This window comes from Bradyrhizobium sp. Kon10, assembly GCF_055807395.1.
In genome coordinates this window covers 424,657-449,114 of the sequence record NZ_JBVVOZ010000001.1, presented here as the reverse complement: position 1 = coordinate 449,114, position 24,458 = coordinate 424,657, and the positions used below count along the sequence as shown (strand labels likewise).

Sequence of the window (24,458 nt, the reverse complement as noted above, 5' to 3'; positions counted from 1 at the left end):
TCGCTGCGCTCGCAATGACGGATGGCTGCCATCATGCGCCAATCGAACGAGCGTTCATCGCTGCAACACCGCCGCGCAATGTCGCGCGATCATCAATTCCTCATTGGTCGGGATGACGAAGATGTCGACGGCACTGTCGTTGCCGCTGATGCACTCGTGCGCCGCGTCATTTGCAATGGGATCGATGCGCGCGCCGAGCCATGCCAGCCGCTCACCGATCATGCTGCGAATCTGCGGCGCGTGCTCGCCGATCCCCCCGGTGAAGACGAGATAGTCCAGTCCTTCAAGCGTATTCGCCATGACTGCGACCTCCTGGGCCGCACGGAACGTGAAGAGCTCGATCGCCTCCTTTGCCGCAGTCTCGCCGCTCGCAAGCAGCGAGCGCATGTCGGCGGAGATGCCGGACACCCCAAGCAGGCCCGACTCCTGATAGAGCAGGTGCTGCACGTCCTCGACCGACATCTTCTCGTGCTGTTGCAGATAGAGCAGGACGCCGGGGTCGATGGCGCCGCAGCGCGTACCCATGACCAATCCGTCGAGCGGCGTCAGTCCCATCGTGGTGTCGACGCTGCGGCCGTTGCGAAGCGCGCAGAGGCTCGCGCCGTTGCCGAGATGAGCGATCACGGTGCGCTTGGCGGTAAGCTCGGGCGCGATGTCCGCGAGCCGGCCTGCGACATATTCGAACGACAGTCCGTGAAAGCCGTAGCGGCGGATGCCGCACTCTTCATAGCGCCTCGGAACGGCGAAGCGGCTCACGGGTGGCCTCAGACCATGGTGGAAGGCGGTGTCGAAGCAGGCGATCTGCCTCAACGCGGCCCGGATCGCCCGGATCGTATGCACTGGCGCGAGACAGCGCGGCTGGTGCAGCGGCGCCAGCGGCGTCAGCGCTTCAAGCTTCGCGTAGACGTCTTCCGTCAGTTCGACCGGCCCTGAATAGTCTGGCCCACCATGGACAATGCGATGGCCCACGGCACGCAAGTGGCGCTCGCCGAAATGCTCTTCGATAAACCCAAGCACGTCTGCGAACAGGTGACCGCTGCCCGTATCCGCCTCTGTGCGTTGCTTGTCGAACAGGGTCTCGCCCGCCGGGCTCTTCACGGCGAGTCGAGGCTTCGTCTCGTGCTCGTCGAGCAGTCCTTTGCAGAGCAGGGCGGGATCGGACCCCGACAGCTCGAACAGGCCGAACTTGATGCTCGACGATCCGGAGTTGAGAACCAGAACGGTGTCCGACATGGCTGCCGTCAATCGCCGGCTTCGGCCGGAGTCTTGCCGCCTGCGCTGTTCTGCCAGACCCAGTCGCGGATCTCCGGCATGTCCTCGCCGTGTTCGCGCACATAGTGCGAATGCTCGATCAGTCTGTCGCGGAAGTGCTGTTTCACGTCGGCGGCCCTGGCCGCAAGACCCGGCACGCGCTCGATGGCCTCGATCGCGAGATGGTAACGGTCGAGCTCGTTGAGCACGACCATGTCGAATGGCGTCGTCGTGGTGCCTTCCTCAGCAAAGCCGCGCACATGCATGCCGGCATGGTTGGTGCGGTTATAGGTCAGCCGGTGGATGAGATAAGGATAGCCGTGATAGGCGAAGATCACCGGCTTGTCGCGCGTGAACAAGGTGTCGAAGTCGCGATCCGCGAGGCCGTGCGGATGCTGCTCCTTCGGTTGCAGCGTCATCAAATCGACGACGTTGACGACGCGCATCTTCAGCTCGGGCAACGCATTGCGCAGGAGGTCGACGGCGGCGAGCGTCTCAAGCGTCGGCACGTCGCCCGCGCAGGCCATCACCACGTCGGGCTCGTGGCCCGCCTCCTCCGTGCCCGCCCAGGTCCAGATGCCGATGCCGGCGTCGCAATGCGTGGCCGCGTCCCGCATCGAGAGCCATTGGGGGGCCGGCTGCTTGCCGGCGACGATGACATTGACGCGGTCGTAGGTGCGCAGGCAATGGTCGGCGATCCATAGCAGCGTGTTGGCGTCGGGCGGAAAATAGATGCGGACGATGTCGGCCTTCTTGTTGGCGACGAGATCGACGAAGCCGGGATCCTGATGGCTGAAGCCGTTGTGGTCCTGGCGCCAGACATGCGAGGTGAGGAGATAGTTGAGCGAGGCGATCGGGCGCCGCCATGGCAAATGCCGCGTCACCTTGAGCCATTTGGCGTGCTGGTTGAACATGGAATCCACGATGTGAATGAAAGCCTCGTAGCACGAGAACAAGCCGTGCCGTCCGGTGAGCAGGTAGCCTTCGAGCCAGCCCTGGCAAAGGTGCTCGCTCAAGACCTCCATCACGCGGCCGTCCTGCGCGAGATGCACGTCGTAAGGTTCGATCGGCTCCATCCACACCCGTTCGGTCGCCTCGAACACCGCGTCGAGCCGGTTTGACGCGGTCTCGTCCGGTCCCACGATGCGGAAGTTGCGCGTCTGCGCGTTGAGGCGGATGACGTCGCGCAGGAATTTGCCGAGCTCGCGCGTTGCTTCTGCAATGACACCGCCCGGCTCCGGCACGTCCACGGCGAAACTGCGGAAGTCCGGCAGTTTCAGCTCCTTCTTCAACAGCCCGCCATTGGCGTGCGGATTGGCACCCATGCGGCGGCTGCCTTCGGGCGCCAGCGCCTGAAGCTCGGGGATGAGCGTGCCGTTGGCGTCGAAGAGATTTTCCGGCTCGTAGCTGCGCATCCAGTCTTCGAGCAGTTTCAGATGCGCCGGATTCTCGCGGCAGTTCGAGACTGGAACCTGATGCGCGCGCCAAAAGCCCTCGACCTTGAGGCCGTCGACCTCCTTGGGGCCGGTCCAGCCCTTGGGGCTGCGCAGCACGATCATCGGCCAGCGCGGCCGCTCGACGTTTTTGCGCCCGTCGCGAGCATGCCGCTGGACCGAGCGGATGCTGGCGAGCGCGACGTCGAGCGCATCCGCCATGATCCGGTGCATCAATTTGGGATCGTCGCCCTCGACGAACAGCGGCTCATGGCCAAGGCCGCGAAAAAGCTCGCGGATCTCGCTGTCGGGCATCCGCCCGAGCACGGTCGGGTTGGCGATCTTGTAGCCGTTGAGATGCAGGATCGGCAGCACCGCGCCGTCATGCGCCGGGTTGAGGAACTTGTTCGAGTGCCAGGACGCCGCGAGCGGGCCAGTCTCGGCCTCGCCGTCACCGACGACGCAGGCCACGAGCAGGTCGGGATTGTCGAAGGCCGCGCCATAGGCGTGGACCAGCGCGTAGCCGAGCTCGCCGCCTTCGTGGATCGAGCCCGGCGTTTCCGGCGCGGCGTGGCTCGGAATGCCGCCCGGGAAGGAGAACTGCCTGAACAGCTTGCGCAATCCGTCCGCGTCGCGCGCGATGTCGGGATAGATCTCGCTGTAGCTGCCTTCGAGATAGGTGTTGGCGACCATGCCCGGGCCGCCATGACCGGGACCGCAGATATAGATCGCATTCAGGTCCAGCGCGCGGATCACCCGGTTGAGATGGGCGTAAATGAAATTCAAACCGGGCGTCGTGCCCCAATGGCCGAGCAGACGCGGCTTGATGTGCTCCGGCCGCAACGGCTCGCGCAGCAGCGGGTTGTCCAGAAGATAGATTTGCCCGACGGAAAGGTAGTTCGCCGCGCGCCAGTAGCGATCGAGGAGATCGAGGTCGCCGCTCGCGGCGGTCGTTTTTTGTTGGATTGTCATGTTCCTGCCGACTTTCACCCAGCGCTCGTCACCAACCATGTTGCGCGACGATTGATCCCCGACCGGCATCAGACGTGATGCCCGGGACGGCCGTGTTGCGGGAGGTCAAAGCACCGCGCCCGAAATTTGGGCGGCTGCTTTGCATGGGGTTGTTTTCCAGTTTTTTGTTTGCGTTCTTGATTTGTTCTTTCGTCGTGCTATCTTGGCTTCATGAGTCCAGCATCCTCTCATGCTCTCAAGCACCCGCCGGTCACGGCGCCCTCCGAGCCGGCGGGTGCGGCTTCCGACTTTCCTGAGCTGGCGGTCGCCATCGACCGCCAGCGCAGGCGAGGCCGGGGCGCGCAATCCAACGCCAGCGGCCGCTATGAGGCCGAGGCGCGCGTCGCCTTCGACGACGGCTGGCAAAGCCTCGAAGATTTGCCGCCGTTCAAGACCACGGTGGCGGTCGACACCTCGCGCAAGGTGATCACGCGCAACGATTCCCCCGATATCGGTTTCGACCGCTCGATCAATCCCTATCGCGGCTGCGAGCATGGCTGCGTCTACTGCTTCGCCCGGCCGACGCATGCCTATCTCGGCCTGTCGCCGGGGCTCGATTTCGAGTCAAAGCTGTTCGTGAAGCCCGACGCGCCGGCGCTGCTGGAGAAGGAACTCGCCGCGGCCGGCTACGAGCCGCGGATGATCGCGATCGGCACCAATACCGATCCCTACCAGCCGATCGAGCGCGAGCGCAAAATCATGCGCGGCATTCTGGAGGTGCTGGAGCGCACCGGCCATCCCGTCGGCATCGTCACCAAGTCGGCGCTGGTCTTGCGCGACATCGACATTCTCGCACGCATGGCCAAGCGCAACCTCGCCAAGGTCGGAATCTCCGTCACCTCGCTCGATCCCAAGCTGGCGCGCACCATGGAGCCGCGCGCCTCGACGCCGCAGAAGCGGCTGGAGGCGCTGAAGCAGCTCTCGGAGGCCGGCATTCCGACCACCGTCATGGTGGCTCCCGTGATCCCCGCGCTGAACGATTCCGAGATCGAGCGTATTCTCGATGCCGCCGCCCATGCCGGCGTCAAGGAAGCCTCCTACGTGCTGCTGCGGCTGCCGCTGGAGGTCCGCGATCTCTTCCGCGAATGGCTGATGGCGAACTATCCGGACCGCTACCGCCACGTCTTCACGCTGATCCGCGACATGCGCGGCGGTCGCGACTACGACGCCAAATGGGGCGAGCGGATGAAGGGCACCGGCCCGATGGCCTGGACCATCGGCCGCCGCTTCGAGATCGCCTGCGAGAGGCTCGGGCTGAACAAGCGCCGCTCCAAGCTGACGACCGATCATTTTGCGAGGCCGAAGCGGGAGGGCGATCAGCTCAGTCTGTTCTGAGGAGTCGTTGAATAACGGGAATTGCCCGGGGTTCCCGGTTGCGCTGGCCGGAGGCGCGTGCGCACGATCCCGGCCATGATTCGGGACAAGTCCGTCAGCAAGCCGGCCAAGAAGGTCGCGCCTCAAAAGCCTGAGAAGGCTTCGATCGGGAATGCCGAGCCGGGCAAGGGTGCGGCCAAGAAAAGCGTCATCGCGGTTGCTTCGCCGAGCTTCCGCCGCGAGCGCGCGCTGATCAAGCGCGGCATCTGGCCGGTCGCCGGCTGCGACGAGGCCGGCCGCGGCCCGCTCGCCGGTCCCGTGGTGGCGGCTGCGGTAATTCTCGATCCCGACCGCATTCCGCGCGGCATCGACGATTCCAAGCGCCTGACCGCGGAGGAACGTGAAAAACTGTTCGACAAGATCTGCGCGACGGCGCAGGTCTCCGTCGCGGTCGCCTCTCGCTCCCGCATCGACCGCGACAATATCCTGCGCGCCTCGCTCTGGGCCTTGAAGCGCGCGGTGGTGGCGCTGCCCGAGCCGCCACGCCACGTGTTTGTCGATGGTCGCGACCGTCTGGATACCACCTGCGACTGTGAGGCCGTGATCGGCGGCGACGGCATCGTCCTGTCGATCGCGGCAGCTTCTATCATCGCAAAGGTGACGCGCGACCGGCTGATGTGCGCGCTGGCGCAGGACTGCCCGGGCTACGGCTTCGAGCAGCACAAGGGCTATGCCGTTCCGGAGCATCTCGATGCCCTCGACCGCCTCGGGCCCACCGTGCACCACCGCAGCTTCTTCGCCCCCGTCGTCGCCGCCCGCGCCAAGCACATGCCCTGGACGGTCGAGCCGGTGCAGGACTTGTTTGCTGTCGCCGAGGCCGAGATGCAGGTGGAAGCGGCCATCGAAATCGATGCGTCCGCCAGCCTCTAGAGCAGACTGTCGTTGCCACGACGCGCAGCGCCCTTTATCAAAACAATCATGAGCGAATAGGGCCGGCTGGACGGGTTGGCTGCATCTTTCGGACGTTGCATGCGGTTTACCTCCCTGGTCATCGAGCTCATTCGCGCCCGGCCGCGGCTGATCGTATGGATTGCCGTGCTGTTGCAGGCCGCGATGTGGCTGCTGGTGGCGCTGGTGTTCTACCGCAGCCCGCCCGGCAACCTCGCAACACTGCTGGCCTTTGGCCGCGAATACCAGGTCGGCACCGATCTTGGCCCGCCGCTGCCGCTCTGGCTCGCCGACATCGCCTATCGCGCCGCCGGCGGCCACATGTTCGGCGTCTATGTCCTGGCCGAACTGTGCGAGATCGCGACCTTCGTCACGTTTTACCATCTCGCGCGCGCCGTGGTCGGCACCCAGCATGCGGTGCTCGCCGTGCTGCTGACCATGACTGCGCTGGCCTTCTCCTCGCCCGCGCTCGACTTCGGCCCCTTGATACTGGCGCGGCCGCTCTGGACGCTGCTGCTGTTGCATTCCTGGCAGATCATCGGCCAGCGTCGCGGCAACGCCTGGTTCGCCTGGTCGATCGAGGCAGGTTTGTTGCTGCTGACCACGCCCGCCGCGATCTTCCTGCTCATGCTGCTCGTGATCTTTGCGTTCTCGACTGCGCGTGGCCGCAAGACGCTGCGCGCGCTCGATCCGCTGTTTGCGCTGATCGTGGTCGCCGTGCTGGCGCTGCCCTATGCGGTCTGGTTGATGCGTGCGGAGACGCTTGTCCTGCCGGCCTTGCCGCAAATCTCGGACCTGAACGCCCGCGCGTTGCACGCGGCCTGGCTGTTCGGCGGGCTCGTGCTCGGCACGGCGGCGATCCCGGTGCTGACGTTCCTCAACACCAGCCTGTTCGCCGGCAAGAGCGAGGAAGCGCCCATCATCTACCGGCCGCCGGTTGAGCCACTCGCGCGCAACTTCGTCTATTTCGTTGCGCTCGCCCCGGTGATCGGCGCGGTCCTGATCTCCGGCTTGCTCGGGTTCGATGCTGTCGTCGCTGGTGCCGGGGTCGTGCTCGTGATGTCCGGCCTCGCCGTGGTCGTGGCGGCCGGCGATCTCATCGCGATGCGCCGTGCCCGGATGTTGCGCACGGTGTGGGCCGCCGCAATCGTCGCCCCCGCCGCCGGCGTCGTGCTGGCGGTGCTGTTTCTACCCTGGAGCGGCACCGGCGAGATCGCGACCTCGATGCCGGCGCGCGCGATCTCGGACTTCTTCGACGACAGCTTTGCCCGCCGCACCAATCACCGCCTGCGCGCGGTCGCCGGCGAGACGCAGCTTGCCAGCTTGATCACGTTGCATTCCGGCCGGCCGCATCTCTTCATCGATGCCGAGCCCGCGCGCACGCCGTGGATGACGCCCGCGCGCTTCGCCGAGACTGGCGGCGTGGTGGTCTGGCGCGCCTCCGACACTGCCGGCACCCCGCCGCCCGACATCCTCAAGCGTTTTCCGGACATCGTGCCGGAAGTGCCGCGCGCCTTCGAATGGCTGGTGACCGGACGCCAGCAGCTCCTGCGCATCGGCTGGGCCATTGTGCGGCCGAAGGGGACGTAGGCGCGCGCGGCTCTCTCCGCCGTCATTGCGAGGAGCTCTTGCGACGAGGCAATCCAGAGTCCCTCCTCGGAAAGATTCTGGATTGCTTCGCTTCGCTCGCAATGACGAGGAAGGAGTATCCGTCCCTCACGCGCCCGCCAGCACCTTCGCGATCGCCCGCAGATCCTGCCAGGCCAGCCGCTTGTAGGATGGCGAGCGCAAGAGATAGGCCGGGTGGAACGTCGGCAGTGCCCGGATCGTGCGCGCGCCGGTCTCGTAATCAAACCAGCGGCCGCGAGTGCGCATGATGCCTTCGCGGGTCGAGAGCAGCGTCTGCGTCGCGGGATTGCCGAGTGTGACCAGCACGTCGGGATTCACCAGTTCGATCTGGCGCTGAATGAAGGGCAGGCAGATCTGCGTCTCCTGCGGCGTCGGCGTGCGATTGCCGGGCGGCCGCCACGGAATCACATTGGCGATATAGGCGCTGGTGCGGTTGAGGCCGATGGCTCCTATCATCAAATCGAGCAGCTTGCCGCTGCGCCCCACAAACGGCAGTCCTTCGATGTCCTCGTCGCGGCCCGGCGCCTCGCCGACGAACATGATGCGGGCCCGCGGATTGCCATCGGCGAACACCAGCCGAGTCGCGGTGTGCTTCAGCGCGCAGCCCTCGAAATTCTGCATCAGCTCGCGCAACGCCTCCAGCGTCGGCGCGGTGCGCGCGGCATCGCGTGCGGAGGCGATGGCGATCTCGGGTGCGGGAGCGGCCTCGCCCCGCATCACGGCGGGCGCGGTGACAGGCCGCGGGGCCTCGATCGGAGGTGTCGCACGCGGGGCCGGAGGCGGAGCATCCATTTCCGCCAGGCGGTCTACCGGCTCTTCTGCGAGCGCGCAGTCGACACCGGCCTCCAGATAGAAGGCGAGCAGCTCTCGGACGGTGGGTGCGGGTTCGGGGATCATTTGGAAAGTCAGGCTTTTATATCAGTTTCGGGCGCCTTGCATCCCAGCGGAACGCATTTCCGTGGTTGTCCTACCCGGAAAAATCGGAAACAAGGGAGCGCAAACGACCGAGGAACCGTCTCAAGGGCTGAGATCAGATGAGCATCGAAGAACTTCCCCCGCGCGAATCCATGGAATTCGACGTCGTCATCGTCGGCGCCGGCCCCTCGGGCCTGGCGGCCGCGATCCGGCTGAAGCAGCTCAATGCCGATCTCAACGTCGTCGTGGTGGAGAAGGGCTCCGAGGTCGGCGCGCACATTCTCTCCGGCGCCGTGATCGATCCGGCCGGGCTGGACAAGTTGATCCCCGACTGGCGCGAGGATTCCGACTGCCCGCTGAAGACGCAGGTCAAGGATGACCGCTTCTACTGGATGACGGCTGGCGGCGCGATCAGGCTGCCGAATTTCATCATGCCGCCGCTGATGGACAACCATCACTGCTATATCGGATCGCTCGGCAATGTCTGCCGCTGGCTGGCGCGCAGGGCCGAGGCGCTCGGCGTCGAGATCTATCCGGGCTTTGCCGCGGCCGAAGTGCTCTATGACGAGCAGGGGGCGGTGAAAGGCATCGCCACCGGCGACATGGGGATCGGCAAGGATGGCAAGCCAAAGGACTCCTTTACCCGTGGCATGGAATTGCTCGGCAAGTACACGCTGTTCGCCGAAGGCGCGCGCGGCAGCCTGACCAAACAACTGATCGCGAAGTTCGCGCTCGACTCCAACAGCGAGCCGTCGAAGTTCGGCATCGGCTTGAAGGAAGTCTGGCAGATCGACCCCGCCAAGCACCAGAAGGGCATGATCCAGCATTCCTTCGGCTGGCCGCTCGACCTGAAGACCGGCGGCGGCTCATTCCTCTATCACTACGACGACAATCTCGTTGCGGTCGGCTTCGTCGTGCATTTGAACTATGACGATCCGTATCTATCGCCGTTCGATGAGTTCCAGCGCTTCAAGACCCATCCGGCGATCCGCGGCACCTTCGAGGGCGCCAAGCGGCTCGCTTACGGCGCCCGCGCCATCACGGAAGGCGGCTACCAGTCGGTGCCGAAGCTGAGTTTCCCAGGCGGCGCGCTGATCGGCTGCGCGGCCGGTTTCGTCAACGTCCCCCGCATCAAGGGCGTGCACAATGCGATGGGCACCGGCATGCTTGCCGCCGAACATGTCGCGGCCGCCGTCGCTGCCAATCGCGCCAATGACGAGATCGTCGATTACGAGAACGCCTGGCGCTCGTCGTCCGTGGGCCGGGACCTCTTCCTGGTCCGCAACGTCAAGCCGCTGTGGTCGAAGTTCGGCACCGTGATCGGTGTTGCGCTCGGCGGCTTCGACATGTGGTGCAACACGCTGTTCGGCGGCTCGATGTTCGGCACCCAGTCGCATGCGAAGCCCGATCGCGCGACGCTCGATCCGGCGAAACAGCACGCGCCCAAGAATTACCCGAAGCCGGACGGCAAGATCACCTTCGACAAGCTGTCGTCAGTATTCCTGTCCAATACCAATCATGAGGAGGACCAGCCGGTCCATCTCAAGGTGGCCGACATGAATCTGCAGAAAATGTCCGAGCATGATGTCTTTGCCGGTCCATCGAATCGCTATTGCCCGGCCGGCGTCTATGAATGGGTCGAGGAGAGTGCGGGCCCGCGCTTCCAGATCAACGCCCAGAACTGCGTTCATTGCAAAACCTGCGACGTCAAGGATCCCAACGGCAACATCACCTGGGTTCCGCCGGAGGGCGGCGGCGGCCCGAACTACGAGGCGATGTAACGGCGCACCAAGTCGCGAAAGGTGACGGAGCGCACGTTCGCGTGGAACCGGGGCGTAGCCGGCGGCTGCGGCCACGATAAGGCCATACTAGCAGCGTCTTGGGGCACCTCAGGCCGGTTCGGGGCGCGCGGAGGGGACCGCACGGTCCGAATCCTTGCGGTGAGGCGCCAAAAGCGGCATTGTCCGGCCCTGACGGTTCCGGGTCCCGATGTCGCCGGCCGCGTTCGCATGCGAGACGGCCTTCTGCTCCAAACCCAGGCACTACCAACTCAAGGCGAGCCCTGATGTTTTCAAATCGTTTTAACCGCTGGACTGTTGCCGCCATCGCCCTCATGGGCACAGCGCTCGCGACGGTCCCCGGCGGGGTCCGGGCGCAGACGCCGGATCATCCGGCCGACACGGCGGCGCAGTTTCCGACCCGAAACGATCTGAAGGCGCTGACCACGTCCGGCAGCTATCTCGCCGCGCGCCACGCCAGCGTCGAGCGCGATGCGGCCTCCGCCGCGGCCTTCTATCGCTCCGCGCTGCGCAGCGATCCCAAGAACAACGAGCTGCTCGACCGTGCCTTCATCTCCTCGGTCGCGGACGGCGATATCGATGAAGCGGTCAAGCTCGCCGAGCGTATCCTGACCATCGACAAGACCAACCGAGTCGCGCGCCTCGTGGTCGGCGTGCACGACCTCAAGCTGAAGAAATATCCGAGCGCGCAGAGCAACATCAACCAGTCGATTCGCGGACCGATCACCGATCTGGTCGCAACCCTGCTGTCCGGCTGGGCCGCTTACGGCGCCGGCGACGCCAAGGGCGCTGTCGCCAGCATCGACAAGCTGGCGGGACCGGAATGGTATCCGCTGTTCAAGGATCTGCATGCCGGCATGATCCTCGAGCTCTCCGGCAAGGAGAAGGACGCAGGTACGCGTTTCGAGCGCGCCTACAAGCTCGACGATTCCATGCTGCGCGTCACCGAGGCCTATGGCCGCTGGCTGTCACGCAACAAGGACGCGGCTTCCGCGACCGCGGTCTACGAGGCTTTCGACAAAAAGCTCGCCCGCCATCCGCTGATCCTGGAAGGCCTGCGGGAGACCAAGGCCGGCAAGAAGATGCCGCCGCTGGTCGATTCCGCGCAGGCCGGCGCGGCCGAGGCGCTCTACGGCATCGGCGCCACGCTGACCCGCCGCGGGGGCGAGGATCTTGCGCTGGTCTATCTCCAGCTCGCGCTCTATCTCCAGCCCACGCATCCGCTGGCGCTGCTCTCGCTCGCCGACCTCTACGAATCGGTGAAGCGGCCGCAGATGGCGATCAAGGTCTATGAGCGCGTGCCGTCGTCGTCGCCCTTGAAGCGCAACGCACAGATCCAGCTCGCGGTCGATCTGGATTCCGCCGACCGCACCGACGAGGCGATCAAGATACTCAAGAGCGTCGTGAGCGAAGACCCCAAGGATCTCGAAGCCATCATGGCGCTCGGTAATCTCGAGCGCGGCCGCAAGAAGTTCGGCGACTGCGGTGCGACCTATTCGCAAGGGATCGACGTGCTGCCGGCCGGAAACGACAAGGCGAACAGCGTCTGGTACTATTATCGCGGCATTTGCGAGGAGCGCTCCAAAGAGTGGGGCAAGGCCGAAGCCGACATGAAGAAGGCGCTCGAGCTCCAGCCCGACCAGCCGCATGTCCTCAACTATCTCGGCTATTCCTGGATCGACCAGGGCGTGAATCTCGACGAAGGCATGAAGATGATCAAGCGTGCCGTCGAGCAGCGTCCGGACGACGGTTACATCGTCGACTCCCTCGGCTGGGCCTATTACCGCATCGGCAATTACGAGGAGGCGGTGAAGAACCTCGAGCGCGCCATCGACCTCAAGCCCGAGGATCCCACCATCAACGATCATCTCGGCGACGCTTATTGGCGCGTCGGCCGCACGCTGGAAGCAAAATTCCAGTGGGCGCACGCCCGCGACCTCAAGCCCGAGCCGGACGAGCTGCCGAAGATCGAGGCCAAGATCGCCAATGGTTTGACAGAGGACACTCCAAACTCTTCGGCCGCGCAGGCAGAGAAGAAGAAGGACGACGGCAAGGGCGGCTGAGGGTGCTGTTGGGGGTTGGTCGCCAATGCCGGCGTTGAAGGAAGAGGGACGCGCGAAGGTCAATTTGAGCCTTCGCGTCGTCGGCCGTCGTGCCGACGGCTATCATGATCTCGAAAGCGTGGTCGCGTTCGCAGATTGCGCCGACCGGCTCACGCTGGAGCCGGGTGGCGAGCTGAAGCTCACCACCACGGGACCGCTCGCGGCAGCCTGCGGCGACACCACCGACAATCTCGTGTTCAAGGCCGCCAAGCTTTTGGCAGAGGCGGTGCCGAACCTGAAATTGGGCGCCTTCGCGCTCGACAAGGTGCTGCCGGTCGCAGCCGGCATCGGCGGTGGTTCAGCTGACGCGGCGGCGGCGTTGCGGTTGCTGGCGCGTCTCAACAATCTGTCGCTCGATGATCCCCGCCTGCAGCAGGTCGCGCTCGCGACCGGTGCCGACGTGCCGGTGTGTCTGTTCTCGCGCGCCTGCGACATGACAGGGGTCGGCGAGCAGCTATTGCCGCTGGCGCTGCCGAGTATGCCCTGCGTCATGGTCAATCCGCGCGTGCCGGTCGCGACCAAGGACGTGTTCAAGGCGCTCGGCCTGCGCAACGGCGACCTGCTGGTCGGCGCGACCTCCGTCCTTGAAGCCCCTGCGTGGCCGGAGGAAGGCGCCTCCATTGCCGACTGGGTCGACGTTCTCGAAACCGTCCCGAACGATCTCGAAGCGCCCGCGCTGCGCATCGAGCCGGTGATCGGCGACGTGCTGGAAGCTCTGCGCGACTCCCGCGGTGTCAAGCTCGCCCGCATGTCCGGCTCGGGTGCGACCTGCTTTGCGATTTTCGGCGCGCCCACCGATGCGCATGCCGCTGCCGAGAAGATTCGCCGGGACCACTCCGGGTGGTGGGTGCATGCGGGGACGTTGAGTTAGGCACGTCCGCCTATCGCCTCCGACCAAAGCCCAATGGCGCTCGTGATGGGGTGCGGCCGATATTGCTCGTCAGCCGGAGAAGCTTCTTGGCCGGCGGGCAGAGGAAAGGGTGTTTGGATGACGCCAGACAATGTCGCCCTGTTCGCCACCATCATCCTGCTGCTTCCGATGTTTTACCTCCTGCTGGCCGCTCCCGCCTTTCTGCTGGTCAGGCTGGATGTCCCGACCGTCGCCGAGCTGTTGCGCGGCATGTTCAACGGCTATTTCCTGGCATTGGCGGTTGCCGGTGCCGTCGGGACGATCGCCGTTGCTCTGGCTGGTCGCCCGATTTTGGCCGTCGGCATCTGCCTGATCGCGGTTCTCGCAGCCTGGTCGCGCCGCTGGTTCCTGCGGCAGATGGATGCGCGGCTTCAGGACAGAGATGCAGGCCATTCCGATGCAGTGCGCCGGTTGCGACGGCTGCACTGGGGCGGCATGTTGAGCAATGCGATCCAGCTTGTCGCGGTGGTCGGTTGCATTCCCTATATCGCCGTCGCACCCTAGCGATCGCGCGTTGAGCTAAATTTGTTCGTCATTGCGAGCGCAGCGCGCTGCGCTCGCAATGACGCGGACGTCGCCGAGCTAGCCCGCAGCGTCCTTGCCCAGCCCGAGAAACCGCCGGATCTCATCCAGCACCTCTTGCGGCTTGTCATGCTGCAGCCAGTGCCCGGCGCCAGCGATGGTCTCGATGTGCGCCTGCTGGAAATAGCGTTCCAGGCCTGCCGCTTTGGGTCCCGCGAGAAAGCTTTCGCCGGCATTGAGCAGCAGCGTCGGGCAAGCGATGCGCGACCACAGCGCGACGTGATCGTCAGGCCAGAGCCGATGCGGCGCGGAGGCGCGCTGGTAGGGATCGAACTTCCAGCTATAGCTGCCGTCCTCGTTCTGTCGCGAGCCGTGCGTTGCAAGATGCAGCGCGAGGTCGCGGGACAGTCGCTTGTTGTGAAGCACCATCTGAGCGGCCGCAGCTTCGAGAGTCGAATAGCGGCGCGGCGTGCGGACATGCAGTTTGTCCAACTGGCCGACCCATTTGCTGATGCGTTCATGCGTTGGCGCTCTGGGCGCGTCCGGCAGCATGGTCACGCCGTCGAGCACGACCAGCTTTGCGACCTGCTCGGGGAACGATCCCGAAAAGATCAGGCTCACCATGCCGCCCATGGAATGGCCGATGAGTGTCACTTGAGGCGCCGCGATGTGGCGTACGAGCTGGATGAGATCGTACACATACTCCGTCAGCGCGTAGCTGCCGCCTCTGGTCCAGTCGGAATCGCCGTGGCCGCGCAGGTCGGGTGCGATCACGTGAAAATGTGGCTGCAACGACCGGGCGATGACATCCCAGCTCCGGCAATGATCGCGGCCGCCGTGAACCAGGATGGCGACCGGCGCTCCCGTATTGCCCCAATCGGCATAGTGCAGCCGCAGGCCGTGAGACTCATAGAAGCGGCTTTGCGGGGCGTTAGCCATTTGCCGGCCGCCGCGCCAAAGCGAGCGACAGGCCGAGGCCCGCGATGAAAACGCCGGAGCCCTGCGTGAGGCGCCGCATCAGGTGCGGCCTTCCGACCAGCTGGGTGCGCGTCGCCGACGCCATCAGCACCACAACGACGTCGGCGAACGTGTTCAGCGTCACCGAGATCGCGCCGAGCACGATGAATTGCAGCGTGGGGTTCGCTGCCGCCGGATCGAGAAACTGCGGAATGAACGCCAGGAAGAACGCCGCGGTCTTCGGGTTCAGCGCCTCGACCAGCACGCCGTCGCGGAAGGCGCGCTTGTCGCCAACGGCTTCGCTCTCGAGCGACAGCGCGCGACCGGCGTTGCGGAAGGTCTTGATGCCGAGCCAGACCAGATACAGCGCGCCCACGAACTTCACGGCCGTGAACAGTTCGGCGCTCGCGAGAATAATCGCGGAGATGCCGACGCTGCCCGCCACCACGTGAACCAGCCCGCCGAGCGCCGTGCCTGCGGTCGAGGCAAATCCGCTTGTCCGCCCTTCCGACAAGGTCCGTGCCGCGACGTAGAAAATGCCCGGACCGGGGATGGCAGCGACGACGAGTGCGGCCGCCAGGAATAGCCAGAAATCGGTTTCGATCATCCTGTTGTCGTAGCGATGCCCGGCGTGATTGCAAGTCCCGTCATTCAGGCCAACCGCCGAAAGATCACGCTGGCATTCACCCCGCCAAAGCCAAATCCGTTCGAGATGGCGTGCTGCATCGGCATCGGCCGGGCCGCAGCAGAGACGATGTCGAGGCCCTCGGCACCCGGATCCGGGTTTTCAAGATTGAGCGTCGGAGGAGCGATCTGGTCGCGCAAAGCGAGGACGGTAAAGATTGCCTCGAGACCTCCGGCGGCGCCGAGCAGATGACCGGTCGCCGATTTTGTCGCACTCACGGCGATGCTGCGGTCACGGCCGAACAGTGCGGCGATAGCGCCGAGCTCGCTCGCGTCGCCGGCCGGCGTCGAGGTCGCATGTGCATTCAGGTGCTGCACCTCGGCGGGCGCAAGGTTCGCCTGCCGGAGCGCAATCTCCATGGCACGGCGGGCGCCATCGCCATCCGGCGGACCCGATGTCATATGATAGGCATCCGCGGTGGTGCCGTAGCCGACAATCTCGGCGATCGGGCTGGCGCCGCGCGCAAGCGCATGTTCCAGCTCCTCGATCACCAGAATGCCGGCGCCTTCGCCCATGACAAAACCGTCGCGGTCGCGATCGAACGGGCGCGAGGCGCGCGCGGGCTCGTCATTGAATCCGCTCGACAGCGCGCGTGCCGCCGCAAAGCCACCGAGACTGACGATGTCGATGCAGGCTTCCGCGCCGCCGCAGATCGCGACGTCGATTTCGCCGGCGCGGATCATGCGCGCGGCATCGCCGATCGCCTGGACGCCGGCGGCACAAGCCGTGACCGGCGTGCCCAGCGCGCCCTTGTAGCCGTATTTGATCGAGACGTGGCCGGCGGCGAGATTAGCGAGGAACGAGGGGATCGTGAACGGCGACAGCCGGCGCGCGCCGCGCTGCTCGGTGATGCGCACGGCTTCCGCCATCGCCGGGAAGCCGCCGACACCGGAGCCGATGATGGTCGCGGTCCGTTCCCGCGCGCTTGCGTCCTGCGGCATCCATTTGGCCTGTGCCACGGCCTCTGCGGTCGCGAGCAGCGCGAACAGGATGAAGCGATCCATCTTGCGCTGGTCTTTTGGCGCTGCCGCCTGCGCCGGATCGAAGCCGCCGTCCGCATCATCGGCCTTATCGGGCACGAGGCCGGCAATGCGCGCCGGCAGCGCCTGCGACCAGTCGGGCAGGCGTCGCAGCCCGCTTTGACCGGCGAGCAGCCGGCGCCAGGACAATTCGACACCGCAGGCGAGCGGCGATACCGCGCCCATTCCCGTCACGACGATACGACGCATGTCAGTCTCCAGCCGGCGCGACCGCCGGGTTCATGGCCTTGAGCGAGGTGAGCCGCCGCCGCATCAAGCGGCTCGCGCCGGGCCCTGCGATCACCACCGCATTGCCGAGCGTGATCGGTTGCATGTCGGCGGCGTTGACCACGACGGGATCAAGCGGACGACGATCGTCCCGGTTCGCCAGCAGGATCGCTTCGCCCTTTGGCGCGAGATGCTTGTTGCCCCAGGCGAGCAGCGTGGCAATCACCGGGAAGAAATCCCGCGCCTTGTCCGTCAGCACATATTCGTAACGCGGCGGCCGTTCATGATAGCGGCGGCGGACGAACATCCCGGTCTTGGTGAGATGGGCGAGACGTCGCGACAGGATGTTCGGCGCGATGGACAGATTGCGCTCGAACTCGTCAAACCGGGTCGATCCCTGGAACGCATCTCGAAGGATCAGGATGCTCCACCACTCCCCCACAGTCTCCACGGCACGGCCGACGGGGCATTCCAGGATGGAGGGCGATTTAGGCTGCATGGCGGAGAAGGTAGGTCAGTGACTTGCAAAACGCAAGTTACTAGAGTTCGTCTTGCGGACGTGTGGAAATGCGCCGAAACTGCGAAGGAGGTTTCTGCGAGGCGAAATGCAGGTTGCAGGGACGTGCCCGTGCACCTTGCTCCGTCATTGCGAGCGCAGCGAAGCAATCCAGAGTCTCTCCGCGGCAAAGATCCTGGATTGCTTCGCTCCGCTCGCAATGACGCTGTTGATGCAGTGGTGGCGCTACCTCAACCATGTCGTCCCGGCCTTCGCCGGCACGACACTGAATGTGTGGCTAGCGGCAAGCGCTAAGACGTAAAAAAAACTAATGCGACCTTGCTAGGCAGAACGCCACCACCTGCTCCAGCGCGCTCTTCATGGGTGAGGACGGGAACAGCGCCAGCGCGTCGACCGCCATGGCGCCATAGTGCTGGGCGCGGTTCAGCGAATCCTCGAGCGCGCGGTGCTTGTTCATCAGGCCGATGGCGTGATCGAGGTCGGTGTCGCCGATCTCGCCGCGCTCCAATGCCCGGATCCAGAACGCGCGCTCGGTGTCGTTGCCGCGGCGGAAGGCGAGCACCACGGGCAGCGTGATCTTGCCCTCGCGAAAGTCGTCGCCGGTGTTCTTGCCGAGTTTTGCGCTCTTGCCGCCATAGTCGAGCACGTCGTCGACGAGCTGGAAGGCGATGCCGAGATTCATGCCGACCGACCGGCAGGCGGTCTGCTCGGCTTTCGGACGGTTGGCGATCACCGGCCCGACCTCACAGGCGGCCGCGAACAGTTCGGCGGTCTTGCCGCGGATCACCGCGAGATATTCGTCCTCGGTCGTTGCGGTGTTCTTGGCAGCCGCAAGCTGCATCACTTCGCCCTCGGCGATGGTGGCGGCCGCCGCCGAGAGGATGTCGAGCGCGCGCAGCGAGCCGACTTCGACCATCATGCGGAAGGCCTGCCCCAGCAGGAAGTCGCCGACCAGCACGCTCGCCTCGTTGCCCCAAAGCATGCGCGCCGACAGTTTGCCGCGGCGCATCTCGCTCTCGTCGACGACGTCGTCGTGCAGGAGCGTGGCGGTGTGCATGAACTCGACGGAGGCGGCGAGCTTGATGTGTCCGTCGCCGGTGTAGCCGGCGAGGTTGGCCATGGCGAGCGTCAGCATCGGACGCAGCCGCTTGCCCCCGGAGGAGATCAGGTGGTTGGCCACCTCCGGGATCATGGTCACCTCGGACCCGGTCCGCGACAGGATCGTGGCGTTGACGCGCTCCATATCGGGAGCGACAAGGGCAACCAGCTCTTCGATCGACGCGCCGGGAGTTTCGAAAGGTACGATGACGGCCACGCCGGTCTCCAATATTTGCCCCGGAAGGGCTATTCTGACGGAAAGACAATAGAAACTGGACGCGGATGCGGCAAGACCTGCGGAACCATTGACATTTGCCGTCGACCCCCGTCAGGCAGGAGGCCTGTGTTTTGCGAGAACTGGTTCGGACCAACGATATCGTGCTGGTATCAGCCATAGGCGCACTGCTCGACGGCGCCAACATCCATCATCTGGTGCTGGACCAGAACATGAGCATCATCGAGGGCTCGCTCGGCATTTTGCCGCGCCGGATCCTGGTTCACGAGGATGACGCCCGCGAGGCCCGGCAGCTCCTGGCCGATGCCGGCCTCAACCACGAACTGCGCGGCGATGATTGAGGCCGCGCTCGAGATCACCGAGGATGCCTTTCTCGGCGGCCAATTGCTGTTGAAGCAGAAGCGCTCCGGCCACCGTGCCGGTCACGACGCCATCTTGCTTGCGGCAGCGACCGAAGCCCAGGCTGGTGACCGTGTGGTCGATTTCGGTGCCGGCGTCGGCGCGGCCGGGCTGGCACTGGCCCGGCGCGTGAGCGGGATCAGGCTGAGCCTGGTCGAGATCGATCCGGAGCTGGCGGAACTTGCGCGCGAAAATGCGGCGGCGAATGCGATTGATGCGGAGACGATCGTGTTCGATGTCACCGCCGGCGCGCAGGATTTTGCGGCACATGGGCTCGTCCCCGACAGCGTCGATCGCGTGCTGATGAACCCGCCCTTCAACGATCCGGCGCGGCATCGCGGCTCGCCCGATCAGGCGCGGCAGATCGCGCATGTCGCAACGGGCGAGACGCTTGATGGCTGGGTGCATGCAGCCCGGCGCATCCTGCGATCGAACGGCGCACTGACCTTGATCTGGCGCGCGGATGGGATAGCAGAGGTTTTGGCAGCGCTGTCGCGCGGCTTCGGCAGCCTGTCGATCCTGCCGGTTCATGGCGAGGCGGCAAGCCCTGCAATCCGCGTGCTGGTGCGTGCCGTCAAAGGCGGTCGGGCGCCGACTCGGCTGTTGCCGGGCTTTGTGCTCAATGATGAGTCACGAATGCCTAAAAAAGAGGTGACTAATATTCTGGAAGGGAGGGCGGTCTTGGCGCTGGCAGAGCCGTGAAGGCCTACTGCGGCAGCGATTCCGACTGCTGTTCCTGTGGGGACGTGAAGCGAATCGCTGCGAAAAGGGCACCGATCAGCAGCAACAGCAGATAGATCTTCATGTTCTTGTTCTCCGCTGCCTCATTGCAGCCTCCCAAGGGGCAATCTGCAAAACACGTTCCAGGCATCTTCAATGACAGTCGCGTGATAAAAATTGGTTAACCAGAGGTAACGGCATGGCCGAACAATTGAACGATCGCAGTAACTCCGGCTTTGCCGACAAACTGATGCAATATGTGCCGGCGCGCTTCCGCCCGGGCACGGCGGTGGTGCCTGTGGTGCGGCTGTCAGGCGTGATCGGGGCCGTGACGCCATTGCGCCCAGGCATGACGCTTGCGGGCGTCGCGCGGGTGCTGGAGCGAGCGTTCTCCGTCCGTAACGCCAAGGCGGTGGCTCTGGTGATCAATTCGCCGGGCGGCTCGCCGGTGCAGTCGCGCCAGATCTATCTGCGCATCAAGCAGCTCGCGGCGGAGAAGAAGTTGAAGGTTTTGGTGTTCGTCGAGGACGTCGCGGCCTCCGGCGGCTACATGATCGCCTGCGCGGGCGACGAGATCTTTTGCGATCCATCCTCGATTCTCGGCTCGATCGGCGTCGTCGGCGGCAGCTTTGGTTTCCAGGAAGCGATCAAGCGTCTCGGCATCGAGCGGCGCCTCTATACGGCCGGCGCACACAAGGCGATGCTCGATCCGTTCCTTCCCGAAAATCCCGACGACGTCGCGAAGCTGAAGGCGCTCCAGCGCGAGATCCACCAGATCTTCATCGCGCTGGTGAAGGAGAGCCGCGGCGCGCGGCTCACGGGCGCGGACGACACCCTGTTCACCGGCGAGTACTGGGCGGGCGAGAGCTCAATCGGGCTGGGGCTCGCCGACGGCATCGGCGATCTCCGCTCAACTCTTCGTGCCCGCTATGGCGAGAAGGTTCTCACCCCTGTGATCGCCCAGCCAACCGGGCTGCTCAGCGGTCTTCTGGGGCGGAAATCGCCCGGCGCGGGCCAGCTTTCGGTCATGGAATCAATGGCAGGCTTGCCGGACGATCTGATTTCGGCGGTCGAGACCCGTGCGATCTGGGCGAAATTCGGGTTCTAGCGCGTGGCCACCCGCGCCATTTGGTCCAGGCCGAGCCAATTGCGGCGCGGCCCGGTCTGCGCAAGAATGCTCGTGGGGGCTGAGCATTGAACAAGGATCGACCGATGCCGCCGTTCGTTGCATTCGCGGGCGTCCTGGGCGGGCTTGCCGTGGTCCGCTGGGCGTACAAGACCGCACTCCGGATCAACCAAGAGCTGGAGGAGATGCGCCTCTCGCGCGTCGCCGAGGCCGCCCATATGGGGAACATCCAGACGTTGAAGCGTGACCCCGTCAGCGGGGCTTACCGGCCGGGTTAGGTGCTGCGGGGTAACAAGGTGCCGTAGGGTGGGCAAAAGCGAAGCGTGCCCACCACCAGTATCGCAGTCCCAGCAACATGGTGGGCATGGCGCTTCGCGCCTATGCCCACCCTACGGCAGTCGTTAAGCTCGGATCCTCCCCCTTTGCCTTGATTCCCACCCCCGCCGTCGATACGGTCCCGCGCGATTCAAAACCCCCCGCGAGAGCCTGACCTGACGATGGACGCCTCATTGCCCGCCCATATGCGCCCGGAACGCTCGTTCCAAGGCTTTATCCTCGCGCTCCAGCGGTTCTGGGCCGAGCAGGGCTGCGTGATCCTGCAGCCCTACGACATGGAGATGGGCGCGGGCACCTTCCATCCGGCGACCACGCTGCGCGCGCTCGGGCCGAAGCCCTGGAATGCCGCCTATGTGCAGCCCTCGCGCCGGCCCAAGGATGGCCGCTACGGCGAGAACCCGAACCGGATGCAGCACTACTACCAGTTTCAGGTGATCATGAAGCCGTCGCCGCCGAACCTTCAGGAGCTGTACCTGAAGTCGCTCGCCGCCATCGGCATCGATTCCGCCGTGCACGACATCCGCTTCGTCGAGGACGATTGGGAGAGCCCGACGCTGGGCGCCTGGGGCCTGGGCTGGGAATGCTGGTGCGACGGCATGGAAGTGAGCCAGTTCACTTATTTCCAGCAGGTTGCGGGTGTCGAATGCGCGCCGGTGGCGGGCGAGCTTACTTACGGGCTCGAGCGTCTCGCGATGTATGTGCAGGGCGTCGACCGCGTCTACGATCTCAACTTCAACGGCCGCGACGGTGACGCCAAGGTCACCTATGGCGATGTGTTCCTGCAAGCCGAGCGGGAATATTCGAAGCACAATTTCGAACTCGCCGACACCGCCATGCTATTCGAGCAGTTCAAGATGGCGGAGGCAGCCTGCAAGAAATATCTCGATGCAGGTTGGAAGGACGGCAAGCGCGAGGCGCACCTGATGGCGCTGCCGGCCTATGACCAGTGCATCAAGGCGAGCCACGTCTTCAACCTGCTCGATGCGCGCGGCGTGATCTCGGTGACTGAGCGGCAGAGCTACATTCTTCGCGTGCGCGAACTGGCAAAGGCTTGCGGCGACGCCTGGGTGCACACCGAAGCCGGTGGAGCGGCCTGATGCCCGAATTGTTGCTCGAACTGTTTTCGGAAGAAATCCCCGCGCGCATGCAGGCCAAGGCGGCCGACGATCTGCGCCGCATGGTCACCGACAAGCTCGTTGCCGAAGGCCTCGTCTATGAAGGCGCCAAGGCCTTCGCTACGCCGCGCCGCCTGGCACTCACCGTGCACGGCATTCCCGCGCGCCAGCCTGACCTGAAGACCGAACGCCGTGGACCGAAGATCGGCGCGGCGGATGCGGCCGTGCAGGGCTTCCTGAAAGCGACAGGGTTGCAATCGCTCGACGAAGCCAAGATCCAGCGCGATCCGAAGGGCGATTTCTACATCGCGCTGATCGAGAAGCCCGGCCGCCCGGCGATCGAGGTGATCGCCGAGATCCTTCCCGTGATCATCCGCACCTTTCCCTGGCCGAAATCGATGCGCTGGGGCGCACGCTCCGGCAAGCCGGGCTCGCTGAATTGGGTGCGCCCGCTGCACGCGATCACCGCCACCTTCGGCCTGGAAACCGAAGACCCCGATGTCGTGAAATTTTCGGTGGACGGCATCGAGGCCGGCCAGACTACCTATGGCCATCGCTTCATGGCACCTGCGGCGATTTCTGTGCGTCGCTTCGAAGACTACGAAGCCAAGCTGAAGGCCGCCAAGGTCATTCTCGATCCGCAGACGCGCAAGGACATCATCCTCGCCGACGCCAAGGAGCTGGCGTTTGCGCAGGGTCTTGAGCTGGTCGAGGATCAGGTGCTGCTCGACGAGGTCTCGGGTCTCGTCGAATGGCCGGTGGTCATGATGGGGTCGTTCGAGAAAGAATATCTCGCGATCCCCGACGAGGTCATCCGCGCCACCATCCGCAACAACCAGAAGTGCTTCGTCGTCAGGGATGCCAAGACGGGCAAGCTGACCAACAAATTCGTCCTCACCGCCAACATCGAGGCGCCCGACGGCGGCAACACCATCGTCGCCGGCAACGAACGCGTGATCCGTCCGCGCCTGTCGGATGCGAAATTCTTCTACGAGACGGATCTGAAGACGAAGCTGGAAGATCGGCTGCCGAAGTTCGAGCAGATCGTGTTCCACGAGAAGCTTGGCACCCAGGCTGCGCGCATCGAACGCATCGAGCGTCTCGCTGCTGAGATCGCGCCTTTGGTCGGCGCGGATGTCGCCAAGGCCAAGCGTGCCGCGCATCTCGCGAAGGCGGATTTGCTGACGGAAGTCGTCGGCGAATTCCCCGAGGTTCAGGGCTTGATGGGCAAGTATTACGCGCTTGCGCAAGGCGAGGACACTTCCGTCGCCGCGGCCTGCGAGGAGCACTACAAGCCGCAAGGGCCCGCGGATCGCGTGCCGACCAATCCGGTCAGCGTTGCGGTGGCGCTCGCGGACAAGATCGATACGCTTGTCGGCTTCTGGGCAATTGATGAAAAACCGACGGGAAGCAAGGACCCGTATGCGTTGCGTCGCGCGGCTCTGGGAATGATTCGTATATTGATCTCTAACAACATTCGTCTGCGCCTCTGGGAGGCATTTTCGAATTCGGTTGCGATCTACCGTCAGAGTGACAACAAAGCTGTGATCGCTGGTACCGATAAGTGGATTAATGGGGGCACGAAGGGCGAGAGCGTGCGTGAGACGTTGGAGCGGGTATCGAAAGGCCTCGGTGCCTCAGGGCTTCAGGATTTCTTGGCCGACCGTCTCAAGGTCCAGCTCCGCGAGCAGGGTGCTCGGCACGATCTTGTCGACGCCGTGTTCGCACTCGGCGGTCAGGACGATCTCTTGATGATCGTCCGCCGCGTCGAGGCGCTCGGAAAATTCCTCGAGAGCGACGATGGCAAGAACCTGCTCGCCGGCATCAAGCGCGCCAGCAATATCCTTGGTATCGAGGAGAAAAAGGACAAGCGCAGCTTCGATGGCGCGCCGGATGCTGCACTTTACAGCCTCGGCGAGGAGAAGGCGCTGGCGAAGGCAATCGGAGAGGTGACGGCGGAAGCCAGTGCCGCTGTGGCCAAAGAAGACTTCGCCGCTGCGATGAGCGCGATGGCAAAACTGCGCCCGCCGGTCGATGCCTTCTTCGACAAGGTCCGCGTCAACGACGAGGATGCGAAGGTGCGCGAGAACCGCCTGAAGCTGCTCAATGAGATCCGCAGCGCCACGCGTGCGGTGGCGGACTTCTCGAAGATCCAGGACTGAGGCGCGGTCGGGCGGTAAACACCGGCG

Annotated in this window: 21 protein-coding genes; 13 read left to right on the top strand and 8 right to left on the bottom strand. The window is 64.7% G+C overall.

Annotation, left to right across the window (positions count from 1 at the left end):
• Positions 1-54: 54 nt before the first annotated feature.
• Positions 55-1,233: an acetate/propionate family kinase gene (locus tag AC0L2O_RS02175; RefSeq protein ID WP_473368518.1), complete on the bottom strand. Its 1,179-nt coding sequence runs from the start codon at positions 1,231-1,233 to the stop codon at positions 55-57.
• Between the two features lie 8 nt (positions 1,234-1,241).
• Positions 1,242-3,656 carry a phosphoketolase family protein gene (locus AC0L2O_RS02170; RefSeq protein ID WP_473368517.1) on the bottom strand — a complete coding sequence of 805 codons (2,415 nt, stop codon included), beginning with the start codon at positions 3,654-3,656 and terminating at the stop codon, positions 1,242-1,244.
• 210 nt (positions 3,657-3,866) lie between these two features.
• Here AC0L2O_RS02170 and AC0L2O_RS02165 point away from each other — a divergent pair, with 210 nt between their 5' ends.
• The 3 genes from AC0L2O_RS02165 to AC0L2O_RS02155 all read left to right on the top strand — a co-directional run bounded on the left by AC0L2O_RS02165 (position 3,867) and on the right by AC0L2O_RS02155 (position 7,547).
• Positions 3,867-5,030 (top strand): PA0069 family radical SAM protein, encoded by a 1,164-nt coding sequence (locus AC0L2O_RS02165; RefSeq protein ID WP_473368516.1) that lies wholly within the window; start codon positions 3,867-3,869, stop codon positions 5,028-5,030.
• Between the two features lie 75 nt (positions 5,031-5,105).
• Entirely contained in the window at positions 5,106-5,939 is an 834-nt protein-coding gene (locus AC0L2O_RS02160) for a ribonuclease HII (protein WP_369725850.1), read from the top strand.
• A 99-nt stretch (positions 5,940-6,038) separates the two neighbouring features.
• Positions 6,039-7,547, top strand: coding sequence for a glycosyltransferase family 39 protein (locus AC0L2O_RS02155; protein WP_473368515.1), 1,509 nt, complete (start codon positions 6,039-6,041; stop codon positions 7,545-7,547).
• A 126-nt stretch (positions 7,548-7,673) separates the two neighbouring features.
• Here the strand turns inward: AC0L2O_RS02155 and AC0L2O_RS02150 are convergent, their stop codons facing one another.
• Positions 7,674-8,483, bottom strand: a complete 810-nt coding sequence (locus AC0L2O_RS02150) for a uracil-DNA glycosylase (protein ID WP_409189935.1) — start codon at positions 8,481-8,483, stop codon at positions 7,674-7,676.
• Positions 8,484-8,620: 137 nt separating this feature from the next.
• Here AC0L2O_RS02150 and AC0L2O_RS02145 point away from each other — a divergent pair, with 137 nt between their 5' ends.
• From AC0L2O_RS02145 to AC0L2O_RS02130, 4 genes are all read left to right on the top strand, one after another.
• Positions 8,621-10,282: an electron transfer flavoprotein-ubiquinone oxidoreductase gene (locus tag AC0L2O_RS02145; protein ID WP_369725847.1), complete on the top strand. Its 1,662-nt coding sequence runs from the start codon at positions 8,621-8,623 to the stop codon at positions 10,280-10,282.
• 284 nt (positions 10,283-10,566) lie between these two features.
• Positions 10,567-12,363: a tetratricopeptide repeat protein gene (locus tag AC0L2O_RS02140; RefSeq protein WP_473368514.1), complete on the top strand. Its 1,797-nt coding sequence runs from the start codon at positions 10,567-10,569 to the stop codon at positions 12,361-12,363.
• A gap of 25 nt (positions 12,364-12,388) precedes the next feature.
• Positions 12,389-13,273: a 4-(cytidine 5'-diphospho)-2-C-methyl-D-erythritol kinase gene (locus AC0L2O_RS02135; RefSeq protein ID WP_473368513.1), complete on the top strand. Its 885-nt coding sequence runs from the start codon at positions 12,389-12,391 to the stop codon at positions 13,271-13,273.
• Between the two features lie 117 nt (positions 13,274-13,390).
• Positions 13,391-13,816 carry a hypothetical protein gene (locus tag AC0L2O_RS02130; protein WP_369725844.1) on the top strand — a complete coding sequence of 142 codons (426 nt, stop codon included), beginning with the start codon at positions 13,391-13,393 and terminating at the stop codon, positions 13,814-13,816.
• Positions 13,817-13,894: 78 nt separating this feature from the next.
• Here the strand turns inward: AC0L2O_RS02130 and AC0L2O_RS02125 are convergent, their stop codons facing one another.
• The 5 genes from AC0L2O_RS02125 to AC0L2O_RS02105 form a co-directional block, all read right to left on the bottom strand.
• Positions 13,895-14,773, bottom strand: coding sequence for an alpha/beta fold hydrolase (locus AC0L2O_RS02125; RefSeq protein WP_473368512.1), 879 nt, complete (start codon positions 14,771-14,773; stop codon positions 13,895-13,897).
• Complete coding sequence (locus tag AC0L2O_RS02120) at positions 14,766-15,398, bottom strand: LysE family translocator (RefSeq protein WP_473368511.1); 633 nt, start codon at positions 15,396-15,398, stop codon at positions 14,766-14,768. Before AC0L2O_RS02120 ends, AC0L2O_RS02125 begins: the two co-directional genes overlap by 8 nt.
• Before the next feature lie 44 nt (positions 15,399-15,442).
• On the bottom strand, positions 15,443-16,705 hold the full coding sequence (fabF, locus tag AC0L2O_RS02115; protein WP_473368510.1) for a beta-ketoacyl-ACP synthase II: 1,263 nt from the start codon (positions 16,703-16,705) through the stop codon (positions 15,443-15,445).
• A gap of 1 nt (position 16,706) precedes the next feature.
• Positions 16,707-17,222, bottom strand: a complete 516-nt coding sequence (locus AC0L2O_RS02110) for a winged helix-turn-helix transcriptional regulator (protein ID WP_369725841.1) — start codon at positions 17,220-17,222, stop codon at positions 16,707-16,709.
• A 325-nt stretch (positions 17,223-17,547) separates the two neighbouring features.
• Complete coding sequence (locus AC0L2O_RS02105; protein ID WP_409189928.1) at positions 17,548-18,555, bottom strand: polyprenyl synthetase family protein; 1,008 nt, start codon at positions 18,553-18,555, stop codon at positions 17,548-17,550.
• Positions 18,556-18,686: 131 nt separating this feature from the next.
• Here AC0L2O_RS02105 and AC0L2O_RS02100 point away from each other — a divergent pair, with 131 nt between their 5' ends.
• The 6 genes from AC0L2O_RS02100 to glyS all read left to right on the top strand — a co-directional run bounded on the left by AC0L2O_RS02100 (position 18,687) and on the right by glyS (position 24,431).
• A complete protein-coding gene (locus AC0L2O_RS02100; RefSeq protein WP_473368509.1) occupies positions 18,687-18,914 on the top strand; it encodes a putative signal transducing protein in 228 nt (75 codons plus the stop codon).
• Positions 18,907-19,674, top strand: a complete 768-nt coding sequence (locus AC0L2O_RS02095) for a tRNA1(Val) (adenine(37)-N6)-methyltransferase (protein WP_369725839.1) — start codon at positions 18,907-18,909, stop codon at positions 19,672-19,674. The genes AC0L2O_RS02100 and AC0L2O_RS02095 overlap by 8 nt, the downstream gene beginning before the upstream one ends.
• 217 nt (positions 19,675-19,891) lie before the next feature.
• Positions 19,892-20,800, top strand: a complete 909-nt coding sequence (locus tag AC0L2O_RS02090; RefSeq protein WP_369725838.1) for a S49 family peptidase — start codon at positions 19,892-19,894, stop codon at positions 20,798-20,800.
• A gap of 104 nt (positions 20,801-20,904) precedes the next feature.
• Positions 20,905-21,096: a hypothetical protein gene (locus AC0L2O_RS02085; RefSeq protein WP_369725837.1), complete on the top strand. Its 192-nt coding sequence runs from the start codon at positions 20,905-20,907 to the stop codon at positions 21,094-21,096.
• 219 nt (positions 21,097-21,315) lie between these two features.
• On the top strand, positions 21,316-22,251 hold the full coding sequence (locus AC0L2O_RS02080) for a glycine--tRNA ligase subunit alpha (RefSeq protein WP_473368508.1): 936 nt from the start codon (positions 21,316-21,318) through the stop codon (positions 22,249-22,251).
• Positions 22,251-24,431 carry a glycine--tRNA ligase subunit beta gene (gene glyS / locus AC0L2O_RS02075; RefSeq protein WP_473368507.1) on the top strand — a complete coding sequence of 727 codons (2,181 nt, stop codon included), beginning with the start codon at positions 22,251-22,253 and terminating at the stop codon, positions 24,429-24,431. The genes AC0L2O_RS02080 and glyS overlap by 1 nt, the downstream gene beginning before the upstream one ends.
• Positions 24,432-24,458 lie beyond the last annotated feature (27 nt).